The organism is Pseudomonas sp. FW305-25, from assembly GCF_017351415.1.
Taxonomy (GTDB): Bacteria; Pseudomonadota; Gammaproteobacteria; order Pseudomonadales; family Pseudomonadaceae; genus Aquipseudomonas; species Aquipseudomonas chlororaphis.
The window spans coordinates 43,691-67,201 of sequence record NZ_JACNDE010000038.1; the positions used below are offsets into that span (position 1 = coordinate 43,691).

Consider the following 23,511-nt stretch of genomic DNA (forward strand, 5'->3'; position numbering starts at 1 on the left):
CGGGACGCTGGACGGCAGCACCACCGTCCAGCTCCCGCGCCCTTGTCTAAACTCCTCGTCAGGCACAAGGTATGGCCTCGCTGCGGTCCGCAGCGCCACCGCCGGAGTACGAGGACGCACATGACCGACACCCTGGACACCCCTCTGGAGCAGCTGCAGCGACTGATGGCCGAGCGCCCCTTCATGGTCCTCACTGGCGCCGGCATCAGCACCCCTTCGGGGATTCCCGACTACCGCGACAACGACGGCGTGCGGCGCGGCCAGCAACCGATGATGTACCAGGAGTTCCTGGCCGAGCCCAAGGCCCGGCGCCGCTACTGGGCACGGGCCATGCTCGGCTGGCCGCGGATCCGCCAGGCCCGGCCGAATGCAGCCCACGAGGCCCTGGCGCATTTACAGGCGCGGCAGAAAATCGCCGGCTTGATCACCCAGAACGTCGACACCCTGCACGACCAGGCCGGCAGCCGCGACGTGATCGAACTGCACGGCAACCTGCACCGGGTGGTCTGCCTGGATTGCCGCCAACGCAGCGATCGGCAGGCGATCCAGCAATTGCTGGAACTGCACAATCCCTACCTGGCCGGCATCGACGCGGTGCAGGCGCCCGACGGCGACACCCTGCTCGACCCGGTGTTCGAGGAACGTTTCCAGGTGCCCCGCTGCCCTCATTGCGATGGCGAGCGGCTGAAACCGGATGTGGTGTTCTTCGGCGAAAACATGGCCCAGGCCACCGCGGCCAAGGCCATGCACAGCATCGAGCAGGCCGCCGGCCTGCTGGTGGTGGGTTCGTCGCTGATGGCCTATTCGGCCTTTCGCCTGTGCAAGGTCATGGCCGACCAGGGCAAGCCGCTGATCGCCATCAACTTCGGCAAGACCCGCGCCGACGAGCTGCTGGACCTGAAGATCGCCGCCTCCTGCGAACAGCTGTTGCCGCTGCTGGCCGAGCGCCTGACCTCCTAGGCAACCCCCGACAAGCGTTCGGCCAGGCCGGCCCCGCGCAAAATGTCGAACAACGCCTGGGCCGCGCTCGACAGTTCGTGCCCGGGGTTGGTCAGCACGCCAACGGCGCGTTCCACCACCGGGTCGCGCAGGGTGATGCAGCGCGCGCCCAGCTCGCGCATCTGCCCGGCGCACAGGGCCGGCACCGCGCTCACCCCCAGGCCGCTGGCGACCATGCGCCCCACTGTCGCCAGTTGATGGCTTTCGAATTCCACCGGCAATTTCATCTGCCGCGCCCGCAGGTGCTCTTCGAGCATCACCCGCACCGTGGACGGCCGTTGCAGGGTAATGAAGGGCTGTTCCAGCAGCGATTGCCAGTCGATGTCCTTCAGGTCGGCCAGGGGGGAATCGCTGGGCACCACGGCGACGAAGCGGTCGATGTACAGCGGGGTGAATTGCAGCGACGCGCTTTGCTGCGGCTCGAAGGCCACCCCCAATTCCACCTGGCGGTCGCGAACCATCTCCAGCACCTGCTCGTTGATCACGTCGTTGACCGTGACGTTGACCTGCGGGTAGCGCGCGCGAAAGGTCTTGAGGATCGGCGGCAGCAGGTTACCGGCAAAGGACGGCATGGCCGCCAGGGTCACCCGCCCGCGCTGCAGGGTGAAGCGCTGGCGCAGTTCGTCCTCGGCGTTGTCCCAGTCGGCGATCAGGCGCCGCGCCAGGGGCACCAGCGCCTCGCCTTCCGGGGTCAGGGCAACATTGCGCGTATTGCGGCTGAACAGGCGCCCGCCGAGGCCGTCCTCCAGGGCCTTGATGGTCAGGCTCAGGGCCGACTGCGACAGGTGCAGGCGTTCGCAGGCCACGGCGAAACTCAGGCTCTGGGCCACGGCCAGAAAGGCGCGGATCTGTTTGACGGTCATTGGAAGCTCCAAGAGAGAGGCAGCTGCAAGCTGCAAGCTGCAAGCTAGAAGCGGCTTGTGGCTTGTGGCTTGTGGCTTGTGGCTTGTGGCTTGTGGCTTGTGGCTTGCAGCCAATTATCCTGTTTTATAAATCAATCAACCTTAAAAATAAACTTAACAAATGAATGCCTCGGCGCAACACTGCGGCTCACTCTCTTCATACGGCCAGCCAGCCGGCTGGCAACGCAAATACCAATAACAAGAGGATGTGCAGATGGCAGGTTTCGACAAGCGCGTAGCGTCCTATGAGGAAGCCCTCGAAGGTCTCAAGGACGGCATGACCGTGATCTCCGGCGGCTTCGGCCTGTGCGGCATTCCGGAAAACCTGATCGCCGAGATCAAGCGTCGCGGCACCCGCGACCTGACCGTGGTCTCCAACAACTGCGGCGTCGACGGCTTCGGCCTCGGCGTGCTCCTGGAAGACCGACAGATCAGCAAGGTGGTGGCCTCCTACGTCGGTGAAAACGCCCTGTTCGAGAAGCAGCTGCTGAGCGGTGAAATCGAAGTGGTGCTGACCCCGCAAGGCACCCTGGCCGAGAAAATGCGCGCGGGCGGCGCCGGCATCCCGGCCTTCTTCACCGCCACCGGCGTCGGCACCCCGGTCGCCGACGGCAAGGAAACCCGTGAATTCAACGGCCGCGCCTACCTGATGGAAGAATCCATCACCGGCGACTTCGCCATCGTCAAAGGCTGGAAAGCCGACCACTTCGGCAACGTGGTCTACCGCCACACCGCGCAGAACTTCAACCCGCTGGCCGCCACCGCCGGCAAGATCACCGTGGTCGAGGTCGAAGAGATCGTCGAGCCGGGCGAGCTGGACCCGACGCAGATCCACACCCCCGGCATCTACGTCGACCGGATCATTTGCGGCACGTTCGAAAAACGCATCGAACAGCGCACCGTGCGCAAGTAATCGCCCGCCCAACGACTGACGGAGAATAAAAAATGGCTCTTACCCGCGAACAAATGGCTCAACGCGTCGCCCGCGAACTGCAGGACGGCTTCTACGTGAACCTCGGCATCGGCATCCCGACCCTGGTGGCCAACTACATCCCCGACGGCATGGAAGTGATGCTGCAATCGGAAAACGGCCTGCTCGGCATGGGCGCCTTCCCCACCGACGACGAAGTCGACGCGGACATGATCAACGCCGGCAAACAGACCGTCACCGCGCGCATCGGCGCGTCGATTTTCTCTTCCGCCGAATCCTTCGCGATGATCCGTGGCGGCCATATCGACCTCACCGTGCTCGGCGCCTTCGAGGTCGACGTGCAGGGCAACATCGCCTCGTGGATGATCCCCGGCAAGCTGGTCAAGGGCATGGGCGGCGCCATGGACCTGGTGGCCGGCGCGGACAACATCATCGTCACCATGACCCACGCCTCGAAAGACGGCGAGTCGAAACTGCTGTCGCGCTGCAGCCTGCCGCTGACCGGCGCCAACTGCATCAAGCGCGTGCTGACCGACCTGGCTTACCTGGAGATCGAGAACGGCGCGTTCATCCTCAAGGAGCGCGCCCCGGGCGTGAGCGTCGAGGAAATCGTCGGCAAGACCGCCGGCAAGCTGATCGTGCCGGCCCACGTGCCTGAAATGCAGTTCGCCTGAGGAGCAACCAGACCATGCAAGACGTCGTAATCGTTGCCGCCACCCGCACCGCGGTCGGCAGTTTCCAGGGTTCGCTGGCGAACATTCCCGCGGTCGATCTGGGGGCCGCGGTGATCCGCCAGCTGCTGGCCCAGACCGGCCTGGACGGCGCCCAGGTCGATGAAGTGATCATGGGCCAGGTGCTCACCGCCGGCGCCGGGCAGAACCCCGCGCGCCAGGCCGCGATCAAGGCCGGCCTGCCCCACGCCGTGCCGGCCCTGACCCTGAACAAGGTCTGCGGCTCCGGCCTCAAGGCCCTGCACCTGGGCGCCCAGGCGATCCGCTGCGGCGACGCCGAGGTAATCATCGCCGGCGGCCAGGAGAACATGAGCCTGGCCAATTACGTGCTGCCCGGTGCCCGCACCGGTCTGCGCATGGGTCACAGCCAGATCGTCGATACCATGATCAGCGACGGCCTGTGGGACGCCTTCAACGACTACCACATGGGCATCACCGCCGAGAACCTGGTGGACAAATACGCCATCAGCCGCGAAGCCCAGGACGCCTTCGCCGCCGCCTCGCAGCAGAAGGCCGTGGCCGCCATCGAGGGCGGGCGCTTCGTCGATGAGATCACCCCGATCCTGATTCCCCAGCGCAAGGGCGAGCCCGTGGCCTTCGCCACCGACGAGCAGCCGCGCGCCGGTACCACCGCCGAATCCCTGGGCAAGCTCAAGCCGGCCTTCAAGAAGGACGGCACGGTCACCGCCGGCAACGCCTCGTCGCTGAACGACGGCGCCGCCGCGGTGATCCTGATGAGCGCGGCCAAGGCCCGGGCCCTGGGCCTGCCGGTGCTGGCGAAGATCGCCGCCTATGCCAATGCCGGCGTCGACCCGGCCATCATGGGCATCGGCCCGGTGTCGGCCACCCGCCGCTGCCTGGACAAGGCCGGCTGGTCCCTGGAGCAATTGGACCTGATCGAAGCCAACGAAGCCTTCGCCGCCCAGGCGTTGTCGGTGGGCAAGGAGCTGGGTTGGGACGCGAGCAAGGTCAATGTCAATGGCGGCGCCATCGCCCTCGGCCACCCGATCGGCGCCTCGGGCTGCCGGGTACTGGTGACCCTGCTGCACGAAATGCTCAAGCGCGATGCCAAGAAAGGCCTGGCGACCTTGTGCATCGGTGGCGGCCAGGGCGTGGCGCTGGCTATCGAACGCTAACGCTTACCGCGCACCACGGCCGGCCCTCGGACCCACGACATCCGGCGGCTGGCCGGCAATACGCCCGGCGCACCCCATGGTGCGCCGGGTTCGTTTTGCGGCCCGGCAGACGCCGGCCAGAGGCCGCTGGCAGCCGCCCGCCCGTCAGCTACATTCAACTCATGCGGCTGGCGAGACTCGTTTTCCACGCCTTCCTGCCCACTGACTCACGGCTGAAACAGTCCAGGCCGGTGCACGGAGCCTTATCCATCGAAGCCGGATCACAGCGCTCAAGCCCGCATGGGCAGAGCCCGGTATGCCACCCAGTCCTTCGCCTGCTTCATCGACCCGATAACGAGGAGCGGAACATGCGCCCGATCAGATGCCTGCTCTACACCGGCTTTTGCATAGTGCTGGCGGGGCTGGCCAGCCTCCAGGCCAGTGCCGGCCCCTCCTTCGACGCGGACAGAAAAGGACTCGAGAAACTCTCGACCAACGCCGGCGCCGAGCTGCACCGAGGCTTGCAGAAATTCCACGAAATGCTGATGTACCTCGAACTGCGGGACACCCTGCATGCCACCGAGGCCAAGGCAGCAGCCCTGGAGCACTTCAACGAGTCGGTCGCCCTGTACAAGAAAGTCACTGCAAGCGCCCCCGAGCAGAAGATCCTCTACCAGCCCCGGGATGACAGTGAAAAAGACGCCATCAGCGCCTTCCAGAAGCGCTTGCAAGAGTTGGATATCGCGGTGCCCGACACCGAGAAGCAGCTGGCCAACCTCGCCGTCACTGTGGTGACCCGGCATATCCATGTACTGGAAAGGTCCAGCTTCAAGGCGACCAAGGCCGACTACCCATCCTTGCGCAAGGTCCTGCGCTCGCAGGCCCTGTTGCTCGACCTGGGCATCCTCAGCTCGATTGTCTGGGGCCTGTCGGCCGATCAGCCCGGCGGGAGCCGTTAGCGCCTTGCCCCCCAGAGGCTGTCACTGTGACTTCGGCTTGCCCATCAGCAACAGCAACGACAAGCCGGCAAACCCCGCCCCGGCGTAGAACGTCAGCGCCGCGCCATGGGTCTGCCACAGCCAGCCGGCGATCACGCTGGCCAGCAGCAGGGCCATTCCGCTCAACAGGTTGAACACACCGAAGGCCGTGCCCTTGAGGTCGGCCGGCGTGGTGTCGGCCACCAGGGTGGCGAGGATGCCCTGGCTGAAGCCCATGTGCAGGCCCCACAGGGCGACGCCGAGCAGCACCAGCGGCACCGACTCGGCATAGGCCAGCACCAGGTCGGCGAGGATCAGCAACAGCAGGCCGACGCTGAGCAAGGCGCTGCGGTTGATGCGGTCCGACCATTTGCCGACTGGATAGGCCGAGACCATGTAGAACCCGGCCATGACCACCATCACCAGCGGCACCCAGGCGGCGGAGAAGCCCAGTTGCTGGGCCCGCAGCACCAGGAACGCCTCACTGAAACGGGCCAGGGTGAAGGCCGCGCCAATGGCCACCACCCACCAGTAATGCCGGGAAAACCGCCGCAGCGAGGCCAGCCGCAATGGCGACTGGAAGTGCCGGCTGCCGGGGGCATGCTCGGGTTCGCGGATGGCGAAGACCAACAGCGCCACGGCCAGCGCCGCGGGAATCACCGCCAGCCACAGGACCTGGGCGATATCGTTGGCCAGCCACAGCATCAGGCCGATGGCCAGGATCGGGCCAAGGAACGCCCCCACGGTGTCCAGCGACTGGCGCAGGCCAAAACAGGCGCCGCGAATTTCTGCCGGGGCCACGTCCGCCACCAGGGCATCCCGTGGCGCGCCGCGAATGCCCTTGCCGATGCGGTCCAGCAGGCGCGCGCTGAACACCAGTTCCGCCGAGCTCGCCAGGGGGAACAGCGGTTTGGTCAGCGCCGCCAGGCCGTAACCCAGTAGCAGCAGTTCCTTGCGCCGGCCGATGAAGTCGCTGAGGGCGCCGGAAAAGACTTTCACGATCAGCGCCGTGGCTTCCGCCACCCCTTCGATGATGCCGACCGCCAGCATGCTGATGCCCAGGGTGCCGACCATGTACAGCGGCAACAGGCTGTGCACCAGCTCGGACGACACGTCCATGAACAGGCTGACGAATCCCAGCGCCCAGACCGTGCGCGGAATGCCGCGGCTCAGGGGCTTTCCGGTGTCGCTCATTGCAGGTTCCGACATGACAGACAGTCCTCAAGGGGTACAAACGCTACCGGTCGCTTCAAGCCTAGGCGCACAACGGCGGCCCTGCTGCCTTCACTCCCGCCGCAGCCGGCGCTCGAGGGCGGCGGCCAACACCGAGGCCTCCTGTTTCAAGGAGGCGCAGAAGGCCTCGACGAAAATCGACGACGGTCGGAAATCCGGGCGGATCAGCATGACCCGGTACGGCACCGACAACTGCAGCGGGCGGATCGCCAGGCCCCTGCCCGCCTCCTCCATGGCACTCAGCGGGTTGATGATCGCCACCCCCAGCTGCTGGCGCACCATGGCGCAGACCGAGGCGGCATTGGTGGTCTCGATCACCACCCGGCGGTCGACGCCGGCCTGGCGAAAGTGCTCGTCGAGGGTCTGACGATAAATGTCCAGGCCTGACAGGTTGATGAAATCCACCCCGCGAAAGTCTTCGCTGTGCAGCAGCGGCTTGGCCAGCAACGGGTGCCCTTCCGGCAGGATGCACACCATGTCGGCGCAAAACAGCAGTTCGCCCTGGGTGCCCCGTGGCAGGTGTTCGCTTTCGGTCAGGCCCAGGTCGTGGCGCTGGGCGCTGAGGGACTCTTCCAGCAAGGGCGATTCCTGGGCGGTGATGCTCAGGCCGATGCCGGCGTGTTGCTCCTGGAAGTGCTTGCACACCCGCGGCAGCAAAGTCTGGGAAAACAGCGGCAGGCAGGTCAGGCTCAACTGGCCGTGCTCGAAGCGGCGGATCGATTGCGCCACGCTGTTGATCCGCTCCAGGCCGACATAGGCTCGCTCCACTTCTTCCAGCAACAGCATGGCCTGGGCGGTCGGCAGCAAGCGGCCGCCCTCGCGGTCGAACAGGCTCAGCCCGGACAGGCTCTCCAGCCGCGCCAGCTCGCGGCTGACCGTGGGTTGCGAGGTGAACAGCAGGCGCGCGGCGCCGGTGACGCTGCCGGCCTGCATGATGGCGCGGAACACCTCGATATGGCGCAGGGAAATGTCCACCGCTCGCTCCTTGGTTTGAGACGTTGACTCACACAACCCATATCAAAACTGAATCGAGATACAAAGAATAGATATTTTATTGAATACATCACCCTCGGCATCATGCAGGCCTCTTTCCTCGCCACAGACGATTGCCATGGCCATTCCCTTTTCTCCCGAGCAACTGACCGCCGCCGCCCGCCAGTACGGCACCCCGTTGTGGTGCTACGACGCGCGGACCATCAAGGTGCGCATCCAGCAACTGAAGGCCTTCGACGTGGTGCGTTACGCACAGAAAGCCTGCTCCAACCTGCAGGTGCTGCGCCTGATCCGCGAGGCCGGGGTGCGGGTGGACGCGGTGTCCCTGGGGGAAATCGAGCGGGCGTTGCTGGCCGGGTTCAGCCCGCAAGGCGATCCGGCCGGCATCGTCTTTACCTGCGACCTGTTCGACACCGCCACCCTGCAACGGGTGGTGGAGCTGAACATCGAGGTCAACGCCGGCTCCATCGACATGCTGCGCCAGCTTGGCGAGAAATCCCCGGGCCACCGCGTGTGGCTGCGGATCAACCCGGGCTTCGGCCACGGCCATAGCCGCAAGACCAACACCGGCGGTGAAAACAGCAAGCACGGCATCTGGCACGAACAGGTCGGCGAAGCCCTCGCGGTGATCCGCCAGTACGGCCTGAAGCTGGTAGGCCTGCACATGCACATCGGCTCCGGCGTGGACTACGGGCACCTGGAACAGGTCGGCGCCGCCATGGTGGCCGCGGTCAAGTCCCTGGACCACGACATCGAGGCCTTCTCCATCGGCGGCGGCCTGTCCACCCCGTACCGCGTGGGCGATGAGCCGGTGGACGTGCGGCGCTATGCCAATGCCTGGCGCCAGGCCCGCGAGGAAATCGAAGCCTGGCTCGGCCACGGCGTGCGCATGGAAATCGAACCCGGGCGTTTCCTGGTGGCCGAGGCCGGCTGCCTGGTCAGCGAAGTGCGGGTGGTGAAAGACGCCGGTAACCATCACTTCGTGCTGGCCGACACCGGCTTCAACGACTTGATGCGCCCGGCCATGTACGGCGCCTATCACGCCATGAGCCTGATCGACGCCAACGGCCAGGCGGTGCAGCGTCCACTGCGGCCCACCGTGGTCGGCGGCCCGCTGTGCGAATCCGGCGATATCTTCACCCAGGACGACGAAAGCCTGACCCCGCAGTTGCTGCCCCAGGCCCGGGTCGGCGACCTGCTGGTGATCCACGACACCGGTGCCTATGGCGCCAGCATGTCCTCCAACTACAACAGCCGGCCACTGCTGCCGGAAGTGCTGTTCGAGGATGGCCAGGTGAAACTGATCCGCCGCCGCCAGCCGCTGGCGGACCTGCTGGAACTGGAGATGGGGTTGTAAGGACCTGAGACGCAACGTCACAGGTAAGCGGGGGACGATCTGCCTGTCCCCCCTTCCAGACATCGCCCCTCGATCGACGCCGGGACTTCGTGGCCAACCGCTGGAGTGCTGGCCACGCCAATCAAGAAGCCTGCCCCGACGCCGGGTACCGCCTGGCGCTAGCCCTCGACCACCACCAGGAACTGGCTGTAGCGATCGATGCCGTCCTTGGACAGCTCAAGCCCGGTCTCGCCCATGCGCGACATCCACTTGCCGTTGTCGCCACGCAGGGAAATCTGCCCGCTGGCGGTGTCGATGGCATAGGAGAACTGGCAGTACTGATCGATGCTGTCCTTGGACAGTTCAAGCCCCGTCGCCCCCATCCGCGACATGAACTTGTTGGTGTCGCCCTGCAATGCCAGCTTCTTGTCGTTACCGATCTGGATCAGGGTGACCCTGAACTTGCAGTACTGGTCGATGGCGCCCTTGGACAGTTCGAGCCCGGTCGCGCCCATCCGCGACATGTAGTTGCCCGAGTCGCCGCGTAGCGAGATGACAGTACCGTTTTCAATCACACGTTGAGGAAGAACGATCATGTTTGGCACTCCTTGCTGATTGGGTAGGTTCCTGGGTGTAACCACTGACGCAGCAATGCCTTGGCAACTCATGATCGCCATCATCCTGGAGAGGATGTTCAACGCCTCTGGATTGCCTGCCGCAGGCGCAGTGTAGTCGAGCCGTTGCCGGCTCCCTGGGCGCCCGGGAGACAACTGGACCAGCGGTTGCCGCGGCCCCGCCGCCCTCAGATCAAAGCGCTATGCACGGCCAAATGCAGACACCACAAGGCTATAAAAAACCGCGGAGCGCCCATGCTCCGAAGAGCCAGGAGTCGAGTGCCGGGACAGCTTCACAGCTGGGCTGTGAAGCCTGTCGGGGGGAAGGATTCAGTCTTGCTGGGGAGTCATGTACCGCGAGAAATTCTCGATGTAGTCGGTGAGGTTCTCTTCCATCATCAGGCGGAATTCCTCGACGAAATAATCCACCGCCTGCTGCTTGGCCGCCGCCAGTTCTTCGGCGTTGCGGCAACCGCAGGCGCTGACCCAGGCGGCGAAACGCGAGTTGGCGTACATCAGCGAGGCACTGGCCTTGCCGCGGCTGCTGTCGCCGATATGGGTGTTTGCCAGTTCGATGATGGCATCGGCGCGGTTGTAGAAATCCTGATCCGTTTCGTTGGCCAAGGGGCATTCCTCTTGAAAGTGGGCAGTTGAGCGATAGGCGATGAAACATGAGCCTGAAGACAGCCGGCGAGTATAAGAGCCTCGCGCCCAACCATCGACGGCTTTTGCTGCCTCGCGCCCTGCCGTATTCAGCCAGGCCAGTGCCGCGCCAGCACCTGCGCCACCTGCGGGTGGCGGTCGATGCGCTCCAGCAGATCGCAACACTCGGGGCGTTCGCGCCGCAGATGCTCGCGCGTGCCGCACCAGCGCGACACCACCGCCGCCTGGAAATCCAGGGCCGCCAGGGGTGAACCACTGGCGTACAGCTGCGTGGCGAACTGATCGGCGAACACCTCCCAGTTGCGGTGCAGGCGCTCATGGGCCGCGTCCCGCACCCGCGCTTTCAGCGCTTCATCGGCGCCCTGCAGCCAGCGCTCCGGGTAATCGATCACGCTGATCGCCGAGTAGCAATTGGCAGCGATAAACACCAGGCCGCGAATGGCCTGCGCCCGGGCGCCCTCATCCTCGGGCAGCAGCGCCGAGCGCGGATAACGCAAACCCAGCTCGATCAGGATCGCCGCGCTCTCGGTGAGGACACTGCCGTCCGGTAGTTGCAGGGTCGGGACCTGTTTCAGCGGATTGAGCCGCGCCAGCTCGTCGGCCCCGGGCGACGGCGCCCAGGACGAGGCTTCGACGATGCGGTACGGCACCTGGCAACACTCCAGGGCAATCTCGACGATGGCCGAGCCGGAGCCTTGGGTCCCATAAAGTTGATACATGACCATCCCCTCGCTTGACTGGGCCTTGCATCTGACGGGTTGCTTACCCGGGTTGTTCACTCCAGTGCTGGAAGTCCGCGAGGCGATAGGTCGGATGCTGATGGATAGCCTCGGCCGGCACGCGCAGCACGCTTCCACGGTAGCTCAAAAGGCAAAGGCTCAGCGGCTCGGGAACCCGCATGCGCCGCACCAGGAAATGGATCAAGCGATTGAGCATGCCAAAGCGCTCGATCTCCAGCCGCATCCCGGCCTTGACCAGCAAGAACTTGCCGCAAGCAGAGAACCGGGTCTGGTGAGGGACAAGCTCAATGACGCTGGGCTAGAACCTCGACGTGCAGCACCCCGTGAGCGCCCGTCGAACAGTCGATACGCACCGGTAAAAACGCCTCGATCACCCGGATATTGCTCTGCAGGTGCTCGCTCATGCGCGGGGTGGTGAAGCTTCCGCCGCCGGCCAGGGCCATGGGCAGCAGCAGCTGATCGGCCAGGTGCTCGGCCACCGCCGCGCCGGAGTCCAGCCACTCGCGGGCCTGGTCGATGGCCCGATCGGCCACGCTTTCGGCCCGCAGGCTGCTCTGGCCAAAACCGCTGAACAGCTCGGTCAGGTGCTCGAAGACGAACTCCAGCAACAGCACGTTGCCCGGGCCGCATTGCTCATCCAGGCGCACCGGGCTCAGGTGTTCCCGAGGCAGGTCCAGGCGAGTGCCGACCCGGCACAATTCGCGCTCCGCCACATGCTCCGGCAGGCCGGCGCTCAGGGCCCAGGCCCGACGCCCGAGCAGCTCGCCACGCTGTTCCAGGTGCAGGGGTTGCAGGGTCGAGGGCTGGATAAAGGCTTGCAGTTCGCCACCGCCGGCGGGAACGAAGCCATGGCGCAGCAGCTGCAACTCCACCTGCCCACCCATGCGCCGCAGTTGCGGCAGCCAGGCCTGCTGGAGGAAATCCACCGGTGGCGCCAGCGGGTTGTGGGTGCCGCCGCTGATGCTCACGCGGCTGGGCTCCGGGGCTTGCATCAGGGCCGGCAGCAGGGTCTGCAACACCAGGGTGCAGCTGCCGGCGGTGCCGATGGCGAAACGGTAGTCGCCGCCGCGAATCGGCCCCGGCTCGAAGGTCAGCGCCCGGGAACCCAGCTCGGCGCCCGAGACCCTGGCCGCGCAGACCTGCGCGGCCGCCAGCACCGCGGTCAGGTGCTGGCGCAGCAACCCCGGGCGACTGCGCCGGGCCCGTATATTGTGGATGCGCAGGGTCTTGCCGGTGAGCATCGACAGGCTCAGGGCACTGCGCAGGACCTGGCCGCCGCCGATGGCGCCGTCCAGTTCGATGACATCCTGTTTCATCACATTCCTCAGGCGTAGCGCCGGACACTGTCGCGCAAGTAGGCGTCCAGCACAGCGTTGTCTTGATGGGTACGCGCCAGCTTGGGCACCGGGCGTTCCAGTTCGGCGGCGATAAAGGCGTGCAGCGCCGGGCGCCGCGGCCCGTAAGCAGACTCGTCGGCGCTGCGTTTCAAGGCCAGCAACTCATCCACTTCGTCCAGCAGTGGCCGGTTGTCGACGGTGTCCAGCAGCTCGGCGAAGGTCATCGGCGGGCGGCCGCGCCCCTGATCGATCCAGCGCACCGCGAGCAACGGCCGGAGCACGTAGAAGTACTTCTTGAACCGCACGCTGTCGCCTTGCAGGTAGCCGCGAAAGTTCTTCCTGGCCATCGACAGGTAGTGATTGCGTGCCGCCGGCGGACTGTAGAAGGCCTCCGCCAACTCTCGCAGGCGCGCGGTTGCCGCCGGCTCGCGGCGATACACCAGGGGCGAATCCAGCCACTCCAACAGGGTCGGGTTGGACTTGCGCAGCAACCCGAGGGTCTTGCGCAACTCCCAACCGCTGATGTCCAGCTCGTCGTCCAGCGGCCGCTCGATCACGTCCCGCCCGGTGCCCACCTGGATGAACCACTCGGGCTTCTCCACATAGACGAACCGCACATCGTAGTCACTGTCGGTGGAGGCAAAGCCCCAGGCCCGACTGCCCGATTCGCAGGCATACAACACCTGCACGTTATGCTCGCGCTCGATCCGCGCCAGCTCATCCAGTACCCGCTCGCGCATGGCGCTGCTCAGCGGGTAGCGTTCATTGAATTGCATGATTCCTTGTCCTGTTCAATCGACGATCGCCAGCACCTCAGCGCTGGCCTGATCGCCTTGTACATCGGTAATTCACAACAGGCGCTTGAGCGATCCGCGAGGCACTTCACCGGCCTCCTCCATCGCCTGCAACCGCTGCGCCAGTGCTTCTCGCAGTGGCTTGGGGGTTACCGGGTCGAACATCGCGTAGCGGGCATCGCACCAACGGGCCAGGGCCTCGCGCCAATAAGCGGCCTCGCTGCCCGCCCGATCCAGGCGACACAGCAAGTACTGCAACTGGCGCCAGCCCGGCTTGAGCCCCAGCAAGGCCCAGCGACGCGCCTGCGGCAGCGCATGCCAGTGCTGGTCCAGCCGCTGTTCCAGGGCCTCTTCGAACGCCGCCCAGGGCTGCTCGCGCAGCAGGTCGAGGGCGCAGTTGAAGACCTTGTCCGACGGATCGTCCAGGGCCGCCAGCTGCTGGGCCACGCCACGTTCGCCGAGGGTCTGCAGGGCCAGCAGGCGCACCGTCAGCGCCTTCGAGGCCAGGGCCTGTTGCAGCATGGCGTCGGCCTGTGGCTCCCGCAGTTCCTTGACCAGCCCCAGCAGGCCCAGCCACTCGCGCTTGTTGCCCGGAGCCGGCTGCTGCAACCGGTCCAGCAGTACTTGCCGTGGGTCCAGCCCATGGCGTGGCGCGGCCCAATGGGCCAGGCAACGCAAGGCCCCCGAAGGGTCGAGCAGGGCCTGCGCCAGGTACCCGCGACAATCGGCCAAGCGTGACAACAGCAGCCGCAAGGCCTTGACCCGCACACTGGCGCCACAGCTGCGCATCACCGCTTCCAGCAAAGGCACCGCCTGCTCGTCGGGCAGTTCGGCGCAGGCATCCACTGCCATCTGCCGCACGCTGACCTCGGGGTGGCGCAACGCCATGGCCAGCAGCGCCGGCCGCTCCTCGACGCCCTTGAGCAACAGCTCGAAGACAAAGCGCGCGGCCTTGCCCCCGCAATCGCCAAAGGCCCCTTGCACTTCGTCGCGCACCTGGGCCAGTTGCAACACTGCGCTGGCCCGCTCCAGAGTCGCGCCGTGGTCGGCCCGCTGTTTGCTGGTAAGGGCCAGCAACGGTGCCAGGGTCTGCAACAGCAGCCCGGCGTGCTCCGGCGCCCAATACGCCTCGACGGCCGCGGCCGCCTCCTGGCGAACCTGGGGCACCCAATCGTTGAGACGTTCCAGCAGCGCCGCCAAAGCCTCGGCCGATGGCTGCGCGGACAATCCACGCACCGCGGCCTGCCGCACGAACCCGTTGCCGAAGCGGCTCAGTTCCAGCCAGGCGCTGTGCCTGTCCAGGGTGTCCAACACTTCCCGCACCCGGCGGGCTTCGTAGTCGCTCAGCTGGTAATGCCAGCTGGGCGGGGCCTCTATTACTGCGTCCATGTCGTGCATTGTTCTACCCCTTGACGCACACCACCTGACGCAGGGTGTGCAGCACTTCCACCAGCTCGCGCTGGGCGTGCATGACTTGGTCGATGTCCTTGTAGGCCATCGGGATTTCATCGATCACCGCGGTGTCCTTGCGGCATTCCACATGGGCGGTGGCGCGGATCTGGTCGGCCAGGGTGAAAGTGTTCTTGGCCTTGGTGCGGCTCATGGTGCGCCCGGCGCCGTGGCTGCAGGAGCAGAACGCCTCCTCGTTGCCCAGCCCGCGAACGATGAAGCTCTTGGCGCCCATCGATCCCGGGATGATCCCCAGCTCGCCCTTCTGCGCCGACACCGCGCCCTTGCGGGTCACCAGCACCTCTTCACCGAAGTGGCGCTCCTTCTGCACGTAGTTGTGGTGGCAATTCACGGCCTCCAGCGCCACCTCGAAGGGCTTGCGGATTACCTGGCGGGTGGCCTGGATCACCAGCTGCATCATCAGTTCACGGTTGTGCCGGGCAAAATCCTGGGCCCAGGCCACGGCCTCGACATAATCGTCGAAGTGCCGGCTGCCCTCCTCGAAGTAGGCCAGGTCGCGGTCCGGCAGGTTGGCGATGTGCTGGCGCATGTCCGCCTGGGCCAGGTGAATGAACAGGTTGCCGATGGCGTTACCCACGCCACGGGAACCGCTGTGGAGCATGAACCAGACCCGGTTGGCCTCATCCAGGCAGACCTCGATGAAGTGGTTGCCGCCGCCGAGAGTGCCCAGGTGCTGGCGGTTGTTGCTGTTGGCCAGCGCCGGGTACTTGTCGGTGATCGCCTTGAAGCGTGGCTGCAAGGCCGCCCAGGCGTGGTCGGCCTGGCGCGGCACGTCGCCCCAGGCGCCCTTGTCACGGCCGCTGCGCGGCGAGGTGCGGCCATGGGGCACCGCCTGTTCGATGGCGCTGCGCAAACCGTGCAGGTTATCCGGCAGGTCTGCTGCGGTCAGCGAAGTGCGGGCGGCGATCATGCCGCAACCGATATCCACCCCGACCGCCGCCGGGATGATCGCACCCAGGGTGGGGATCACGCTGCCGATGGTCGAGCCCTTGCCCAGGTGCACATCCGGCATCACCGCCAGGTGCTTGAAGATGAACGGCATCTTCGCGGTGTTCATCAGTTGCTGGCGGGCTTCGTTTTCCACGGGTACGCCCTCGGTCCACATCTTGATCGGTTTGCCGTTGGCGACTTCCAGCAGTTGGTAGGTCTTGTGTTCCATGTTCCTGACTCTTTTTTCTGTGGCTGAAAATCCAGCCTTGTTCGGTGGCCGGTGGTCCGGCATAAAACGGCGACCAGTGAAGGCGGAACATGCAGCGCGCTCTGCCACTGAGCTACTCCCTTGCGGTTGGCGGGAATCGAACCCGCGACCACGCTGTCCTGTAGTTCCACCGGCATTCGCCGGGTCAATCGGTGCAGGCAGGGCCTGCGGGCAACGACAAGAAAACAGGCACATTTGCTCTACCGACTGAGCTACAGCCTTGCGGCTGGCGGGGTTCGAACCCGCGACACGATGTAGTACCTGTGGCATTCGCTGCCATCCCGCTCGGGCGGGAGAAAAAACTGCGACGACAAGGGTCGATGAAACAGTGCACTCGTGTTCTGACCTTTGAACTACGGCGCCTTTTCAGGCACCGGCGGGACTCGAACCCGCATCACGAATCTGGGATGTAGTTCCATCAGCATTCGTCGCTGAAATCGCAAAACAAAAAAAGGTGGCACGACAAAAGGAGTGACTGATCGCCGGAATCGAACCGGCATAACCATGATGTACAGCCACTGGCATTCGTGCCTTCACAGGCCCTGACAACATTTGCTGGGACGTCTTTGGATGTAGTCACAGCGGCATTCAGGGCCTATGAACAAAAATTCTTCGGCGTGCGCCGGGTGAGCGGCGCACGGTTTATCTCATGCCTTGCCGATCAGGGCGCCATCGCCTCGATCGCCTCGACCCAGTGCTGCGCACCGTAGTTGCCTGCGGTGAACTGCTGGATCACATCGAACACCGCGTCACTGAAGCCACCGACGTTGAGGATGTCCTCGCGGTCCGGCGCCTGGGTGGTGGCCCCGGGTTGCATATCGATGCACACCAGCCGCGCCTGCGGGTTGATGGCCTTGATCCGCTCCCACTGGCGCAGGGTTTCGGTGGCGCCATGGCGCCGCGCATCGATCCACGACTCGTTGTCCGAGACCAGGATCAGGGTGTCCACCTTGCACTTGGCGTTGGCCAGTTGTGCCAGGGGCGCCGAGCAGTTGGTCCCGCCACCGCCGATGGCCGCCAGTTTCTGCGCATTGCTCATCACGCTGTCCCGCGGGTTGAGGCGGATATCCACCACCCCGACCTCGAACGGCATGACCCGCGCCGCTGGCTGCTTGCGCAACACCGCTGCCGCCACCAGGGCCGCCACATCGATGCAACGCACCGCCGTGGTGGCGCCCTGGCGATAACCGGTGACCGGGCTGTGCATCGACCCCGAGACATCCGGGCACACCACCACCGCGCCTTGCAGCGCCGGCACGTTGGCCAGCGACAGCTCCAGGGCATCCTGCAACGCCTCGCGCACCGGCTGCGGCACCTCGTCCCCGGCCATGCGGTAGGCCGCCAGCAACTGGTACGGGTAGACCCGGGCCTTGGCCACCTCGGCGGCATCCGCCAGCCGCGCCGCCACATACTCGGTGCAACCCGGCACCTGGAACGCGCCATGGCGGGCCAGGGTGTTGAGGTTCATGCGCAGCCCCTGCCAACCCATATTGTGCGCCTGTTCGGCCCATTGCTCGCGGCTCAGGGTTTCGTTGCCGAGCAACTGGAACGGCACCTGCGGCACCGCCGTGGTCGCACCGCTGCGAAAGGCCAGCAAGGCGCGGGTCAGCTCAGGCAACGCCTGCACATCCACCGGCTTGCCGATCAACCAGGCGAAGAAGGCTGCGCGCCAGGCCTCGCCTGGCTTGGGGTGCACCATCTTGACCACGTCCGCCAGCGACGGCTGGTTGCCCACCGAGGCCTGCAACAGCTGGCGTTCGGTGGCGCTGTTCAACCAGTTCTGCACCAGGCGCTTGGGCTGCGACCCCAGGGATTTACGCCCGGTCGCCCCGCTGCGCAGGATCTGCACGAAGTTGCGCAGCATCTTGCCGTTGTCCACCACCTGGGCAAACAGCTCCGGCACCAGGGCCGAGCGTTGCGCGGTCAGCGCCGCCAGCAGCAAGGCCGGCATATCTTTCATATGACCCTGTTGCCGAGCGTAACGCGCGGCCTGGGCGACGAAACGGCTGTCGACTTCGTTCACCAGTTGCAGCACCGCTTCCAGCTGGCCTTCAGGCGAGGTGTAGAAGGTCGAGTTCAGACAACCGGTCACCGCCAGCTGGGCCAGGCGATGCTTGGCGTTGTAGGCATAGGCCGGGGCCTGGGCGGCGTTCAGGGTGTTGCTCGCTGGCGCTTTGGCCTGTTGGGTGTTGAACAGCTGGAAGTTGGCCATCTTGGCGTCTCGCTCTGTTGTCTTGTTCGTTGCCAGAGAGATTGCAGCCGCTGTGCCAGGTTTTATTTTTGCGCTGAATTATTTTTTAACTATTTGATTTATAACGGTTTTATTTTTATATCGATTTTATCGAGCAAGTTTTCGCGACACAGGCTTCGATAATTTTATATCTTTGCCTATCGTTTTTTATCTTCAGGTATAAGCATGTCGGGCAAGCCCACGGTCGCCATAGGTTTTGTCGGTTCCACCCTCGATCGCGTCGGCAAGGGCGCCAACCGCTGGAGCCACTGGCGCCCCAGCGTCGGCCTGTGCCAGCAGCCGGACGTGCTGATCCATCGCCTGGAACTGATCCACGGCGTCGATGCCCGGGACGTCAGCCTGGCCGAGCGGGTGGCCAGCGACATTCGCCAGGTATCGCCGCAGACCGAGGTGCGCCTGCACTCCATGGGCCTGAAGAACCCCTGGGATTTCGAAGAGGTGTACGGCGCCCTGCACGACTTCACCAGCGCCTATCCCTTCGACACCGAGCGCGAGGACTACCTGGTGCACATCACCACCGGGACCCACGTGGCGCAGATCTGCTGGTTCCTGCTGACCGAGGCGCGCTACCTGCCGGCGCGACTGATCCAGACCTCCCCGGCGCGGCGCCGCGACCCGCAGGAGCACGCCACCGGCACCCACGCCCTGATCGACCTCGACCTGTCGCGCTACGACCGCATCGCCTCGCGCTTCGCCGGCAAGCGCCTGGAAGGCCTGGCCTTCCTCAAGTCCGGGATCGCCACCCGCAACGCCGCGTTCAACCGCTCCATCGAACAGATCGAGCGGGTGGCCCTGCGCTCCAAGGCACCGATGCTGCTGATCGGCCCCACCGGCGCCGGCAAGTCGTTCCTGGCCCGGCGCATCTATGAGCTCAAGCGCGGCCGGCACCAGGTCCAGGGGCGTTTTGTCGAGGTCAACTGCGCCACCCTGCGCGGCGACGGCGCCATGTCGGCGTTGTTCGGGCATATCAAGGGCGCCTTCACCGGCGCCCAGAACGCCCGCGACGGCCTGTTGCGGGCGGCGGACGGCGGCATGCTGTTTCTCGACGAGATCGGCGAACTGGGGCTCGATGAACAGGCGATGCTGCTCAAGGCCATCGAGGAGAAACGCTTCTTCCCCATGGGCTCGGACAAGGAAGTGGACAGCGACTTCCTGATCATCGCCGGCACCCACCGCGACCTGCGCGGCCGGGTCGCCCAGGGCCTGTTCCGCGAGGACCTGTACGCGCGGATCAACCTCTGGACCTTCAACCTGCCGGGGCTGGCCGGGCGGCGCGAGGACATCGAGCCGAACATCGACTTCGAACTGGAACGCCACGCCCGCGAGCAAGGGCGCCTGGTGCGCTTCAACCTCGAGGCGCGGCGGCGCTACCTGGCGTTTGCCAGTTCCAGCGAGGCGGCGTGGCTGGGCAACTTCCGCGAGCTGTCGGCGTCCATTACCCGCATGGCCACCCTGGCCGACAGCGGGCGCATCGACGAAGCCCAGGCCGAGGAAGAAATCGAGCGGCTGCGGTATGCCTGGGGCTTGAGCCAGGAGCAGGATCCGCTGGCCACCCTGCTGGGCGACACGGCCGAACTCGACCTGTTCGACCGCCTGCAACTGCAGGCGGTGCTCGAAGTCTGTCGCCAGGCCGACAGCCTGTCCGATGCCGGGCGCAAGCTGTTTGGCGTGTCCCGCCAGACCAAGGCCCAGCCCAATGACGCCGACCGCCTGCGCAAGTACCTGGCGCGCTTCGGCCTGGAGTGGAAGCAGATAGTGGCGCCCGCGGACTAAGAGGGGTTGCCTGCGAGCGCTGCGCGCTCGATCGCAGCCTTCGGCAGCGGCTACACAAGCCCACTGCCCCTCCCGCCAACGGCACAGATCGCTTCCCCGGTAGCCGCTGGCGAAGCCTGCGATCGAGCGCGAAGCGCTCGCAAAAAGCGCCCCACACACCTGCCCTCAGCCACCCGGCACCGCGAATACCGCGTTGGCCCTGGCCACCACCCGCTCGCCAACCTGCAGGGTGACGGTGGCAAAGGCCATTTGCCGGCCGCGCTTGGAATGTTCCAGGCGCACGTCGATCCATTCGCCGACCTGCACCGCGCCGAGGTAGTCCAGGTGCATGCTGGCGGTGATCAATGGCAGCGGCGGATCGCTGGCGAAGGCCATGGCGTAGCCCATGCCGATATCGGCCAGGGTGGCGAGGATGCCGCCGTGCACGGTGCCACGCCCGTTGGCGTGACGGCGGTCGGCGCGCAGGCCGATCTCCAGTTGCAGGCCGCTGCCACGGCAATACACCGGGCCGATCAGCTCCAGCAGCGGGCTGCTGCGGGACAAGGGGGCATAACCTTCGGGTAACTCGAGCGAGCTCATGACAGGTCTCCGTTGCCGATGGCAATGACCGAGACGCGGGTCATCGGTCCCCGAGGTGTACCCCGAAGCGGTGCCCGCGCCCAGCCGTATCCATCCGGCAAATCCTTGGCGATAAGCCGCGGCGACACCACATCCTCGCCCCTCCCCGGGCAATCGACGATAAGATACGCAGCCGTCCCGCCAGCCCCGGGCACGATCATTTATTTCAAGGAGCGACCATGCACCCTCAGGACGACACCCCCACCCCGCTGCGCAGCCTCGCCGTGGTGCTGCTCAGCACCCTGCTGGCCGCCTGTTCCCCCAGCGATCGTTCGTCCTCGGTGGCGGTCGGCGGCGCCCAGGGCAAGGCCGGCGCGCAACTGGCCTATGAACATGAACTGAGCCTGTCGCTGCCCTCGGCGCAGATCGCGCCGCGCCTGGCCGCCACCCGCGAAGCCTGCGAAAACGCCCAGTTCGGCGCCTGCAATATCCTGCGCCTGCAACAAGGCCAGTACCGCGCCCAGGTGATCCTGCGCATCGTACCCGATGGCGTCGAACCGATAGTCGCGCTGGCCGCCCAGGGCGCCGAAATCGGCGAACGCATCACCAGCGCCGAAGACCTGGCCGACGCCGTGGCCGACGTACAACGCCAGCAGGAACGGCTCAAGGCCCAGCAGCAACGCCTCGACCAGCTGGCGGCGCGCAAGGACATCACCGTCAGCGACCTGATCGCCCTGAGCAAGGAACAGGCGAGCATCGAGAACGACCTGCAGGCCCTGGCCCAGGTCGCCGCCGGGCAGCAGCGCCGGCTCGACACCAACCGCCTGACCCTGAACTTCGTGCCCACCGACAGCAGCCAGCGCGGCTCGAAACTGCAACGCGCGTTCGACAACCTGCTGGACAACCTCGCCTACGGCACCGCCGAAGCCCTGGAGAAAGGCAGCTACGTGCTGCCGTTCCTGATCCTGGCCTTCCCGCTGGTGATGATCTGGGTCTGGCTGTGGCGCCGGTTCGTGCGCCGTCGTTGAGTCGCAGCACTCTGCAAAGCCCAAGAAGCCCGGCCTGATGCGCCGGGCTTTTTTATGGGCACGATGGGCGAGCTTGTCGTCCCGAGTTTTTTTATCGAGAGCCGGGGCGCCCCCTGCCCCGCCAATATCGGCTGCACACCGCCAGGCCCCGCCAAACAAGGCCTGGCGGACATAGACGAAGAAAACTGCACGAACGTACCTGGAACTGGCACGTTTTTCCCATGCACCTGCAGCTTGCGAATCGAGCCACCGCAAGAGCCGCATCGACGGTGCCTACCCGCACCAATAGCAATCATCGGACGCTATCCGCGTCCCCATAAAGTGCAGACGGCGAGCCAAAAGCTCGTTGAGCTGAGACTGGCGATAAGGAAGTCTCATGTGCGATGTGCAGTCATGTTCACCGGCGTTTTCCGCTATTGGCTCCACCGTTTCGCCCCTGGTTCCGCCTCGTCCGGCAGCCCTGCCCGGACCGGCCCTCGCGCCCTGTGCGTCATCGACGATCGACCTTGCGCACGCTACGCGGCGCTGCCTGTGCCAGCCTCTGACGATGACCCCTGCTCCAGTCGCTGGGGCAACTTTCAGGCTGGCGGTAGCGGCTGTTATAAAGCCGACCCTCTCCCGGTACCGATATCCAAGCCAGTCTTCCCAGGTACCGCCCAGCGTATCCCGACACAAACATTCGCCCCCAGCCCGGTCTCGCCACTGTCCAAGTAGCGTCGACGGAAGAACCCTCGACAAGACCGATCGTCGACTGTTTTTGAACCACTAAGCAGCCAACTTCATTTTGCACTCGGTGACACTTCACCGAGCGAAAGCCGTATTTCTATCGTTGCGTATTCGACAATAAACAAACGTGCCAAAGCGCGTTAAAAGTGGATGATCAGAGCGTTGTCCGACAATAAGGCAATTCAATATCAACCCATCGACCACCGGGTAATGATCGAACCGCTGTTTACATACACTCAATGTACGTACCGGTTAATTATCCGTACCCCCAACAGGCTAATAAGAGGCCCGTCATCGCCCTGCTCAATGGCGGGCAGGCGAGCGCGCCATGGATACTCAAGAATGCTCCCCGAGCGGGCCGTAAAAGACTACAGAAGCCCTACGCAGAGCCCTGAAAACAACAAGATCAAGGACCTCCAGGCAATGACCGGCTAGTCACTGTTTATTTGCACCAAATCAATTCGCCAGACACTTTTTAGTGCGTTGGCCACGGCATTGATCGCCCCTGTTTCCGGCTGAAAAGCGGATAACCCAGGGCAGGCAGGCTCGCCCGTAAAAAGCATTTACGGTCAACTTTTCGAGGCGCTGAATATATATTGTTGCGCCAGTTTTTCTCGCAATTTTATATAAATGCGACATGCACTACGAGCCGTCGCAAATTACATAAAGACCGACACAATCTGGCATAGCGGTTGCTATATGTAACGAGTACGAGACAGGTGCATTACAAACACCGGCTCATCCCACAACAATGTTCCAGGGAGTGGTAATGAACAATCTAAGCCGAAGGCGATAAGCCACTCGTTTGCACAGGGCCGTTCAACCGGATAGTTCAACTATCGGCTTTTGCTCACCCTTGAAAAAGTTAAACCCGACTTTCGAACATTCCAGCCAATGTTCGAACGGTGCCTTATTGCCCTTCATCCGACCGAGGGAGCTTTAATGAACGATGCGGTAAAGAACAGAACCCTGCCGAGGCCCTTGGGCGATGAAGCCGTCGTCCAGGTTGCGCGGGGCCGTCCTTATAAGGGTAATGCATCGAAACCCGGAGGCCTGAGCAAGCGCCAGGTGCTGTTGCTGGTGACGGTCTCGGCCCTGCTCCATGGTGGCGTCTGGTGGTTCTTCCAGCAGACCCGCGCCGT

General features: G+C 64.8%; 21 protein-coding genes, 1 tRNA gene and 1 pseudogene. 9 read left to right on the top strand and 14 right to left on the bottom strand.

The window, feature by feature from the left end:
- Positions 1-120 precede the first annotated feature (120 nt).
- Positions 121-960, top strand: coding sequence for an NAD-dependent protein deacetylase (locus tag J4E58_RS26450; protein WP_087088259.1), 840 nt, complete (start codon positions 121-123; stop codon positions 958-960).
- Here the strand turns inward: J4E58_RS26450 and J4E58_RS26455 are convergent.
- Positions 957-1,862, bottom strand: coding sequence for a LysR family transcriptional regulator (locus J4E58_RS26455; protein WP_087088261.1), 906 nt, complete (start codon positions 1,860-1,862; stop codon positions 957-959). The two genes, J4E58_RS26450 and J4E58_RS26455, sit on opposite strands and share 4 nt — an antisense overlap.
- A gap of 253 nt (positions 1,863-2,115) precedes the next feature.
- Here J4E58_RS26455 and J4E58_RS26460 point away from each other — a divergent pair, with 253 nt between their 5' ends.
- From J4E58_RS26460 to J4E58_RS26475, 4 genes are all read left to right on the top strand, one after another.
- A complete protein-coding gene (locus J4E58_RS26460; RefSeq protein ID WP_007920583.1) occupies positions 2,116-2,814 on the top strand; it encodes a CoA transferase subunit A in 699 nt (232 codons plus the stop codon).
- A gap of 32 nt (positions 2,815-2,846) precedes the next feature.
- Positions 2,847-3,506, top strand: a complete 660-nt coding sequence (locus J4E58_RS26465) for a CoA transferase subunit B (RefSeq protein WP_009043191.1) — start codon at positions 2,847-2,849, stop codon at positions 3,504-3,506.
- Between the two features lie 14 nt (positions 3,507-3,520).
- Positions 3,521-4,699, top strand: coding sequence for an acetyl-CoA C-acetyltransferase (locus tag J4E58_RS26470; protein WP_087088263.1), 1,179 nt, complete (start codon positions 3,521-3,523; stop codon positions 4,697-4,699).
- A gap of 347 nt (positions 4,700-5,046) precedes the next feature.
- The gene (locus J4E58_RS26475; protein WP_087088265.1) at positions 5,047-5,637 is read left to right on the top strand and encodes a hypothetical protein; all 591 of its coding nucleotides are present in this window, start codon (positions 5,047-5,049) and stop codon (positions 5,635-5,637) included.
- Positions 5,638-5,658: 21 nt separating this feature from the next.
- On the opposite strand, the gene J4E58_RS26480 is transcribed toward J4E58_RS26475, so the two are convergent.
- Together J4E58_RS26480 and J4E58_RS26485 are read right to left on the bottom strand one after the other, a co-directional pair.
- The gene (locus J4E58_RS26480) at positions 5,659-6,849 is read right to left on the bottom strand and encodes an MFS transporter (RefSeq protein ID WP_370686792.1); all 1,191 of its coding nucleotides are present in this window, start codon (positions 6,847-6,849) and stop codon (positions 5,659-5,661) included.
- A 90-nt stretch (positions 6,850-6,939) separates the two neighbouring features.
- Positions 6,940-7,863, bottom strand: coding sequence for a LysR family transcriptional regulator (locus J4E58_RS26485; protein ID WP_007932667.1), 924 nt, complete (start codon positions 7,861-7,863; stop codon positions 6,940-6,942).
- A 136-nt stretch (positions 7,864-7,999) separates the two neighbouring features.
- Between J4E58_RS26485 and lysA the strand changes: the two genes are divergently transcribed.
- Complete coding sequence (gene lysA, locus J4E58_RS26490; RefSeq protein ID WP_087088269.1) at positions 8,000-9,238, top strand: diaminopimelate decarboxylase; 1,239 nt, start codon at positions 8,000-8,002, stop codon at positions 9,236-9,238.
- A gap of 158 nt (positions 9,239-9,396) precedes the next feature.
- Here the strand turns inward: lysA and J4E58_RS26495 are convergent, their stop codons facing one another.
- The 10 genes from J4E58_RS26495 to J4E58_RS26540 form a co-directional block, all read right to left on the bottom strand.
- Positions 9,397-9,813, bottom strand: coding sequence for a hypothetical protein (locus J4E58_RS26495; RefSeq protein WP_007932660.1), 417 nt, complete (start codon positions 9,811-9,813; stop codon positions 9,397-9,399).
- A 348-nt stretch (positions 9,814-10,161) separates the two neighbouring features.
- Positions 10,162-10,455: a DUF3144 domain-containing protein gene (locus J4E58_RS26500; protein WP_087088271.1), complete on the bottom strand. Its 294-nt coding sequence runs from the start codon at positions 10,453-10,455 to the stop codon at positions 10,162-10,164.
- A gap of 128 nt (positions 10,456-10,583) precedes the next feature.
- On the bottom strand, positions 10,584-11,213 hold the full coding sequence (locus J4E58_RS26505; RefSeq protein WP_007932656.1) for a glutathione S-transferase family protein: 630 nt from the start codon (positions 11,211-11,213) through the stop codon (positions 10,584-10,586).
- A 43-nt stretch (positions 11,214-11,256) separates the two neighbouring features.
- On the bottom strand, positions 11,257-11,475 hold the full coding sequence (locus tag J4E58_RS26510) for a hypothetical protein (RefSeq protein WP_256583246.1): 219 nt from the start codon (positions 11,473-11,475) through the stop codon (positions 11,257-11,259).
- Between the two features lie 43 nt (positions 11,476-11,518).
- Positions 11,519-12,550, bottom strand: coding sequence for an RNA 3'-terminal phosphate cyclase (gene rtcA / locus J4E58_RS26515; protein ID WP_087088273.1), 1,032 nt, complete (start codon positions 12,548-12,550; stop codon positions 11,519-11,521).
- A gap of 8 nt (positions 12,551-12,558) precedes the next feature.
- Positions 12,559-13,347 carry a nucleotidyltransferase domain-containing protein gene (locus J4E58_RS26520; RefSeq protein WP_087088275.1) on the bottom strand — a complete coding sequence of 263 codons (789 nt, stop codon included), beginning with the start codon at positions 13,345-13,347 and terminating at the stop codon, positions 12,559-12,561.
- 72 nt (positions 13,348-13,419) lie between these two features.
- Positions 13,420-14,763, bottom strand: a complete 1,344-nt coding sequence (locus J4E58_RS26525; protein WP_087088277.1) for a PBS lyase — start codon at positions 14,761-14,763, stop codon at positions 13,420-13,422.
- 4 nt (positions 14,764-14,767) lie between these two features.
- Positions 14,768-15,994: an RtcB family protein gene (locus J4E58_RS26530; RefSeq protein ID WP_081362079.1), complete on the bottom strand. Its 1,227-nt coding sequence runs from the start codon at positions 15,992-15,994 to the stop codon at positions 14,768-14,770.
- 124 nt (positions 15,995-16,118) lie between these two features.
- A tRNA-OTHER gene (locus J4E58_RS26535) sits at positions 16,119-16,255 on the bottom strand.
- A gap of 439 nt (positions 16,256-16,694) precedes the next feature.
- Complete coding sequence (locus J4E58_RS26540; RefSeq protein ID WP_087088279.1) at positions 16,695-18,245, bottom strand: RNA-binding protein; 1,551 nt, start codon at positions 18,243-18,245, stop codon at positions 16,695-16,697.
- Between the two features lie 204 nt (positions 18,246-18,449).
- Here J4E58_RS26540 and rtcR point away from each other — a divergent pair, with 204 nt between their 5' ends.
- A complete protein-coding gene (gene rtcR / locus J4E58_RS26545) occupies positions 18,450-20,057 on the top strand; it encodes an RNA repair transcriptional activator RtcR (protein ID WP_087088281.1) in 1,608 nt (535 codons plus the stop codon).
- Positions 20,058-20,222: 165 nt separating this feature from the next.
- Here rtcR and J4E58_RS26550 read toward each other — a convergent pair whose 3' ends face one another.
- Positions 20,223-20,636, bottom strand: a complete 414-nt coding sequence (locus tag J4E58_RS26550) for a PaaI family thioesterase (protein WP_007932643.1) — start codon at positions 20,634-20,636, stop codon at positions 20,223-20,225.
- Positions 20,637-20,854: 218 nt separating this feature from the next.
- Here J4E58_RS26550 and J4E58_RS26555 point away from each other — a divergent pair, with 218 nt between their 5' ends.
- Positions 20,855-21,643, top strand: coding sequence for a DUF4349 domain-containing protein (locus J4E58_RS26555; protein WP_087088285.1), 789 nt, complete (start codon positions 20,855-20,857; stop codon positions 21,641-21,643).
- Between the two features lie 1,668 nt (positions 21,644-23,311).
- Positions 23,312-23,511, top strand: a pseudogene (locus J4E58_RS26560) (energy transducer TonB); the annotation flags it as partial.

Bases quoted from the DNA above. Each gene is read 5' to 3' on its own strand.
- J4E58_RS26550 (WP_007932643.1), bottom strand. From the start codon at position 20,636: ATGAGCTCGCTCGAGTTACCCGAAGGTTATGCCCCCTTGTCCCGCAGC.
- J4E58_RS26520 (WP_087088275.1), bottom strand. From the start codon at position 13,347: ATGCAATTCAATGAACGCTACCCGCTGAGCAGCGCCATGCGCGAGCGG.
- J4E58_RS26450 (WP_087088259.1), top strand. From the start codon at position 121: ATGACCGACACCCTGGACACCCCTCTGGAGCAGCTGCAGCGACTGATG.
- J4E58_RS26465 (WP_009043191.1), top strand. From the start codon at position 2,847: ATGGCTCTTACCCGCGAACAAATGGCTCAACGCGTCGCCCGCGAACTG.
- J4E58_RS26555 (WP_087088285.1), top strand. From the start codon at position 20,855: ATGCACCCTCAGGACGACACCCCCACCCCGCTGCGCAGCCTCGCCGTG.
- J4E58_RS26505 (WP_007932656.1), bottom strand. From the start codon at position 11,213: ATGTATCAACTTTATGGGACCCAAGGCTCCGGCTCGGCCATCGTCGAG.
- rtcR (WP_087088281.1), top strand. From the start codon at position 18,450: ATGTCGGGCAAGCCCACGGTCGCCATAGGTTTTGTCGGTTCCACCCTC.
- J4E58_RS26455 (WP_087088261.1), bottom strand. From the start codon at position 1,862: ATGACCGTCAAACAGATCCGCGCCTTTCTGGCCGTGGCCCAGAGCCTG.
- J4E58_RS26480 (WP_370686792.1), bottom strand. From the start codon at position 6,849: ATGAGCGACACCGGAAAGCCCCTGAGCCGCGGCATTCCGCGCACGGTC.
- rtcA (WP_087088273.1), bottom strand. From the start codon at position 12,550: ATGAAACAGGATGTCATCGAACTGGACGGCGCCATCGGCGGCGGCCAG.
- J4E58_RS26460 (WP_007920583.1), top strand. From the start codon at position 2,116: ATGGCAGGTTTCGACAAGCGCGTAGCGTCCTATGAGGAAGCCCTCGAA.
- lysA (WP_087088269.1), top strand. From the start codon at position 8,000: ATGGCCATTCCCTTTTCTCCCGAGCAACTGACCGCCGCCGCCCGCCAG.
- J4E58_RS26540 (WP_087088279.1), bottom strand. From the start codon at position 18,245: ATGGCCAACTTCCAGCTGTTCAACACCCAACAGGCCAAAGCGCCAGCG.
- J4E58_RS26495 (WP_007932660.1), bottom strand. From the start codon at position 9,813: ATGATCGTTCTTCCTCAACGTGTGATTGAAAACGGTACTGTCATCTCG.
- J4E58_RS26470 (WP_087088263.1), top strand. From the start codon at position 3,521: ATGCAAGACGTCGTAATCGTTGCCGCCACCCGCACCGCGGTCGGCAGT.
- J4E58_RS26530 (WP_081362079.1), bottom strand. From the start codon at position 15,994: ATGGAACACAAGACCTACCAACTGCTGGAAGTCGCCAACGGCAAACCG.
- J4E58_RS26525 (WP_087088277.1), bottom strand. From the start codon at position 14,763: ATGCACGACATGGACGCAGTAATAGAGGCCCCGCCCAGCTGGCATTAC.
- J4E58_RS26475 (WP_087088265.1), top strand. From the start codon at position 5,047: ATGCGCCCGATCAGATGCCTGCTCTACACCGGCTTTTGCATAGTGCTG.